This window comes from Aquimarina agarivorans, from assembly GCF_000218485.1.
GTDB classification, from domain to species: Bacteria; Bacteroidota; Bacteroidia; order Flavobacteriales; family Flavobacteriaceae; genus Aquimarina; species Aquimarina agarivorans.
In genome coordinates this window covers 1-5,718 of sequence record NZ_AFPB01000091.1, presented here as the reverse complement: position 1 = coordinate 5,718, position 5,718 = coordinate 1, and the positions used below count along the sequence as shown (strand labels likewise).

Annotated in this window: 7 protein-coding genes; all 7 read left to right on the top strand. The window is 30.9% G+C overall.

What is annotated here, in order from left to right; translation table 11 throughout:
• The first annotated feature begins 11 nt into the window (after nt 1–11).
• On the top strand, nt 12–581 hold the full coding sequence (locus tag GMC_RS0105505) for a hypothetical protein (protein WP_010521196.1): 570 nt from the start codon (nt 12–14) through the stop codon (nt 579–581).
• A 3-nt stretch (nt 582–584) separates the two neighbouring features.
• The gene (locus GMC_RS0105500) at nt 585–809 is read left to right on the top strand and encodes a hypothetical protein (RefSeq protein ID WP_010521195.1); all 225 of its coding nucleotides are present in this window, start codon (nt 585–587) and stop codon (nt 807–809) included.
• 397 nt (nt 810–1,206) lie between these two features.
• Nucleotides 1,207–1,539, top strand: coding sequence for a helix-turn-helix domain-containing protein (locus GMC_RS0105495; RefSeq protein ID WP_010521194.1), 333 nt, complete (start codon nt 1,207–1,209; stop codon nt 1,537–1,539).
• Nucleotides 1,532–2,572, top strand: a complete 1,041-nt coding sequence (locus GMC_RS0105490; RefSeq protein ID WP_010521193.1) for a DNA cytosine methyltransferase — start codon at nt 1,532–1,534, stop codon at nt 2,570–2,572. Before GMC_RS0105495 ends, GMC_RS0105490 begins: the two co-directional genes overlap by 8 nt.
• A complete protein-coding gene (locus tag GMC_RS0105485; RefSeq protein ID WP_010521192.1) occupies nt 2,569–4,005 on the top strand; it encodes a protein NO VEIN domain-containing protein in 1,437 nt (478 codons plus the stop codon). The genes GMC_RS0105490 and GMC_RS0105485 overlap by 4 nt, the downstream gene beginning before the upstream one ends.
• Nucleotides 3,975–5,114: a DNA cytosine methyltransferase gene (locus GMC_RS0105480; protein ID WP_010521191.1), complete on the top strand. Its 1,140-nt coding sequence runs from the start codon at nt 3,975–3,977 to the stop codon at nt 5,112–5,114. Before GMC_RS0105485 ends, GMC_RS0105480 begins: the two co-directional genes overlap by 31 nt.
• A gap of 171 nt (nt 5,115–5,285) precedes the next feature.
• Nucleotides 5,286–5,718 (top strand): type IIL restriction-modification enzyme MmeI (locus tag GMC_RS19155; protein ID WP_010521190.1); only part of this gene is annotated, 433 nt, incomplete at its 3' end.

Sequence of the window (5,718 nt, the reverse complement as noted above, 5' to 3'; positions counted from 1 at the left end):
GTTAATAACCAATGATGAATTATAGAAAAATAACATTATTTATAACATTTACCTTTGTAACATTTATTGCCTTATGCCAAGAAAAAAAAATAGATAGAGATACAGAAATATTTGAGACAATATTATGGCTTGATAGCAAAATACAAAAATACCAATTTAATGGTCCTGATTTAAAATGTGAATACTCATTAGAATACAAGAAAAATGATTTTATCTACTTTCTAATTATTAATGAAACACAATATTGGCCATCTGATAAACTTTATAGCAAATCTGTAATTAAAATCCCATTGAAAGATTTACAAGAAATCTCTTATTTACGAACAAGAGGTGGTGAATGGAGTAAAGAAAACGAAAGAGGATATATTATAGATCTAAAAACAATAAATGGTAAGCATTCTATAAAAAGTAATGAAACTAATTATTTATGGGGTCAAAATAAAAAAACAGAGGAAGAAAAAAATGATTTCTATATAAATGTAAAGAAATCAATTGATGAAGAAAATTTGAATGAAAGATTTATTAAGGCTTTTAATTACATAATAAGTTTATCAAAACCTAACATAAAAGAAAAATTCTAAAAAATGGCTATACTAAGATTTGATGGTTTTTTACCTAATGAAGAAACACCCGAAGAATTTGAGCTCTTCAGAAAAGTTTCATCAGAGTGTTTTAAAAAATTAGAGGGTGATTTAACCTTTTATTTTGTGGAAAGCTATAAAAGGTTTGATATCAAAACTAACACAACAGGTAAAAACTATACTGAAATAAGAAATATGTTAGATGACTACTCCTATTTATTGATGTAAACTTTTGCTAACAAAGTATAAAAAACATAGGGCGTTTGTACTAAACTGAAAGGTCTGTGTTTGTTTGCAAAGTCACCAAATATAAAATTTGGCGTTTACAAGAAAAAAGATAAAAGCAAAATATTTATATTTGGCTTAGTACCAGTCCGAAATGTATCGCTTATCAACTGCCCTACGTTTCTTATACGAGACGTTGTGTTTCATACAGAAAAAGCCACCGCACGGTCAAGCACATTCGGTTTTTTTCAACCCTCATGGCCTCCGCTGAAAAACCAAAAGAGCTTACCCTTCCCCACCGCCACCCAAAAAAAACTTTCTTCAACTTGACACAATAATCGCAATTTAATATTACATTTGCTAAAAATAGGTCAAATCCTAAATTGATAAAATCAGAAAAATGGCAAGTTTTGGACATTTCATAAAAACCGAAAGGGAAAAGAGAGAATGGACTCAAACTGAATTTGGAGCAAAAATCGGTATAAATTCTAGTGCAATCAGTCGAATTGAAAACGGAACTCAAAAATTTAGTAAGTCAAAACTTAAATCATTATCGAAATTGTTAAATCTCGATTTACAAAGAGTAACTGACTTGTTTTTCGCTGACAAATTTGCACGAGAAGCTTTTAAATACAAATGCTCTGAATCTATTTTTAGTGTCGCAGAAGACACGGCTAACTATATAAAAAACACTAATACCAAACAAGGAAAATTGAATTTTGAAAATGAGTGAAAAAAATACTGTAATAGACCTTTTTTGTGGTTGTGGTGGATTGTCACAAGGCTTTATTGATGCAGGATATAAAATACCTTTGGGTATTGACAAATGGAAAGATGCAATAGAAACATTTAATTTTAATCATAAAGACTCTAAGGGAATTGTAGCGGATTTACTCGAACTGAATCCAGTTACTGTTTCGGAAAATGAAAAAATTGATGAAGTGGACGTCATAATCGGAGGTCCACCTTGTCAAGGTTTTTCTATTGCTGGAAAAAGAATAATAGAAGATGAAAGAAATCAACTTTACAAAACATTTGTAAATTTTGTAGAACATTTCAAGCCTAAAGCTTTTCTAATGGAAAATGTCCCTAACATTATGTCAATGGGTAATGGAGTTATTAGAAATCAAATAATAAAGGATTTTGAAAATCTTGGGTATAAAGTTTCACATCAAATATTATTGGCTTCGGATTATGGTGTGCCTCAAAATAGAAAAAGAGCTTTTTTCGTAGGTTTAAAAAATGGTTCAGAATTTAAGTTCCCAATTCCAACAACACCAAATAATAAAATAACTTCAGAAGAAGCAATTTCAGATTTAACTGAACATACAGTTAATGATGGAACACCTTATTTGGATAAGTATAAAAGTTCATTTCAAAAACAAATGCGAAATGGTAATAAGTTTATATTCAATCATCAAATTACCGAACATAAAGAGAAAACAATTGAAATAATAGCAATGGTTCCAGATGGCGGTAATTATAAAAATTTGCCAAAAGAATTACACGAAACAAGAAAGGTTAATATAGCTTGGACAAGACTTAACAGCCAGAAACCTAGTTTTACAATCGATACAGGACATAGACATCATTTTCATTACGAATTTAATAGAGTTCCAACAGTAAGAGAAAGTGCAAGAATACAGTCATTTCCAGATGATTTTATATTTCAATGCAGTAAAACAAGTCAATATAAACAAGTTGGAAATGCAGTGCCACCAGTTTTGGCAAAGGTTTTAGCTGAAACAATCAAAAATTATTTATGAGTATAGTTAAGTCATATCAGATTCCAGATGAATATTTTTTTAGACTTCATCACGTAAGACCTCGTTTTAAAAATGATGTTGAAGAGGTATTATTGTATGTATCAACTTCTATCTCTGAAATGGAAATATTACCCAAACAAGAGTTTAAAGAAAAGCTAAATCACGTTCTATTTGGTTTTAAAAACAATGCTTCTTCTACCCAAAAAACAATAGACAATTGGAGAACAGAAATATCAGCCTTATTTGCTTTCATTCAAGAAAAAGAGGGCTTAACAAAACCTAGTCTGAGTGCAATAAGATTATCTAACAACCAATATTTAGATGAATTTTTCAACTACTTTTTATTCTCATTTCAATATCCAGGAGGTCATATAAAATCTCAAAATGTAATTAAACAGATTGATGCAGGTGTAAAATTCAAACCTTGCAATTTTATTTTACAGCTATTGCTTGAGGGAGAAAAATTAATTGAAAAACCATTTAGTTTTACGGCAGAAGAATTAACTCAATGTGCGTATTTTGATTTAAGGGTAACAAGAGATGGAAAGCATCCAAGAGAAGTCGCAGAATTGATACTAAAACATAGAGCAGAAAAAGTATCATACAATCATAAATATGAACAGCTAAAAAATCCTAAAACAGGCAATTATCCCTCAAAAGGAGATTTACACAGATATGCAGGAGATATTTTAGATTATATGGTTTTAGCCAATCTATTAAATGACAAAGGAACAGGCTATTATTATTACTTGAATGATGAAAATAAAGATGCGATTAATTATCATTTAAGAAATTCCGAATGGTATTCGGGTTATGATAAATTCTATAACAAGGAAGAAATAACTAATTCCGAAATAGCTGATTTAGAACAGGATTGGTTCTCTTATGCAAATAGTTTTGATAATATAGAAGCTTTTGCACCTTCACTGAGTGCATCTGAATCCGAAAGTATTTCAAGTATTATTCAAGAATACTATTCTCGAATTAAAGGAGATAAAACAGTCCCTACAAAAATAATTGGAGATTATGGAGAAAGTTTAATACTTGCTCACGAGTATTTAAGAACAAAGGAAACAAAAAGGCAACATTTAATAAATAAAATCCCAACACCTTTGGGAGTTGGTTATGATATTCAAAGTGTTGAAATAGAGAAAAGGAAAAGATATATTGAAGTCAAGACAACTAAATCTCGCAAGGCATTAAAAAACAATAGATTTAAACTTACACCTAATGAATGGGACACCGCAGACACGATAGGTAATAATTATTTCATTTATTATTTAGTTGCAAATGATAGCGGAAAAAATATTTTTATTATTCAAAATCCAGTTGAACAATATAAGCAAGGTAATATTAAAGTGGACAAAAATTTAGTTGTTGAATTTTCACAAAACGCAGGAAAATGGCAAACATTATTAGAAATACAAAACTAAAAGCAATTTCGCTATTTAGCGGTTGTGGTGGTATGGATTTAGGGATTGAAGGAAACTTTAAGTTTCTTAATAAAGCCTATAAGTCTTTACCTTTTGAGGTAGTCTATGCAGTAGACAATGACCCTTATGCAACTAAAATATATAACAGTAATTTCAAAAATCAATGTGAAACTAGAGATGTCAGAGATTTGGAAATTGAAAAGCTTCCAGAGCACGATATTCTTTTAGGTGGTTTTCCTTGTCAATCTTTTTCAATAAGTGCCCAAAATCCACCACGACTTGGATATAAAGATGACCGTGGAAAGCTGTTTTTTGAAATGGTTAATGTTTTGAAAGAAAAACAACCAAGATTTTTTATTGCAGAAAACGTAAAAGGACTACTTTCTGCAAATAAGAAAAAAGCCTTCCCTATGATTGTGAAAGAATTTGAAAAAGCGGGGTACTATGTAAAACATCAATTATTCAATGCGTCTGAGTATGGAATACCTCAAAAAAGAGAGCGTGTTTTTATAGTAGGATTTAAAAACTATGAAGATTTCGCTTATTTTCAATTTCCTAAACCAACAACTTTGAATGGCTCTAAAGTTAAATTGAAAGAAGTAATTGACTTAAAAGCAAATAAAGAAGAGAAATGGTTTTTTAGCGAAAGAGCTGTGCAAGGTATGATGCGAGTTAGAGAGAAAATGAATAAAGGTCGTGACCAAGACCCTGAACAGCCCTGTAACACTATTAGTTCGCATTTAGCAAAAGTTAGTTTAAATAGTACAGACCCAGTTTTAAAAATAAAAGGGAGATATAGACGATTTACACCTAGAGAAGCTTCAAATATTCAATCTTTTCCAGAAGAATTTATTTTAGATTGTGTTTCGGATAATAGACAATATCGAGCAATTGGAAACGCTGTACCACCAGTCTTAATGTGGCATATTTCTAATTCGTTGAGCAATCTTCTGAAAATGGAAAATAGTGCTGAAGAAGCCAACGCTAAAAGCCATACACATTTGCAATTCGCACCAGCCAACGCAACTTCAAAAATTGCAAAAGAGTATGTCTCTGCCAACGCTACAAACAGAACGAAAAAAAGTACGAAAACACAACAATGTATATAAAAAATAGGCAAAAAAGCAGTAAATTCAAGTCCTTTAGCTTGCATCAAACTTTGTGCTTAACCGAAAATGAAGTACTTCGAAATCGCCTACTTTTCATACACAAGTCCGTTGTGCCCAATGCCGAAAAAACAAAAATTGAGAATCAAACAAAACGAAAAACAAAATAACTGAATGGCATTAAGCTGGAACGAGATAAAAGATAGAGCTTTAAAGTTCTCAAATGAATGGGCGGATGAAACAAAAGAACGCGCTGAAAAAGATAGTTTTTGGAATGACTTTTTTAATGTTTTTGGTATATCTCGAAGACGAGTTGCGACATTTGAAGAGCCTGTTAAAAAATTAAGTGGAAATCAAGGCTTTATCGACCTATTTTGGAAAGGAACTCTGCTAGTTGAACATAAATCAAAAGGTAGAAATTTAGATAAAGCTTTTGAACAAGCGACAGATTACTTCCCTGGACTGAAAGAACACGAATTACCAAAATACATTTTAGTTTCTGACTTTGATAAAATCAAACTATTTGACCTAGACGAAAGAACAGAACACGAATTTCACGTTTCTGAACTTTATAAAAATGTAAAGTTGTTTGGCTTCATTGCTGGCT

Bases quoted from the DNA above. Each gene is read 5' to 3' on its own strand.
- GMC_RS0105505 (WP_010521196.1), top strand. From the start codon at position 12: ATGATGAATTATAGAAAAATAACATTATTTATAACATTTACCTTTGTA.
- GMC_RS0105485 (WP_010521192.1), top strand. From the start codon at position 2,569: ATGAGTATAGTTAAGTCATATCAGATTCCAGATGAATATTTTTTTAGA.
- GMC_RS0105480 (WP_010521191.1), top strand. From the start codon at position 3,975: ATGGCAAACATTATTAGAAATACAAAACTAAAAGCAATTTCGCTATTT.
- GMC_RS0105490 (WP_010521193.1), top strand. From the start codon at position 1,532: ATGAGTGAAAAAAATACTGTAATAGACCTTTTTTGTGGTTGTGGTGGA.
- GMC_RS0105495 (WP_010521194.1), top strand. From the start codon at position 1,207: ATGGCAAGTTTTGGACATTTCATAAAAACCGAAAGGGAAAAGAGAGAA.
- GMC_RS0105500 (WP_010521195.1), top strand. From the start codon at position 585: ATGGCTATACTAAGATTTGATGGTTTTTTACCTAATGAAGAAACACCC.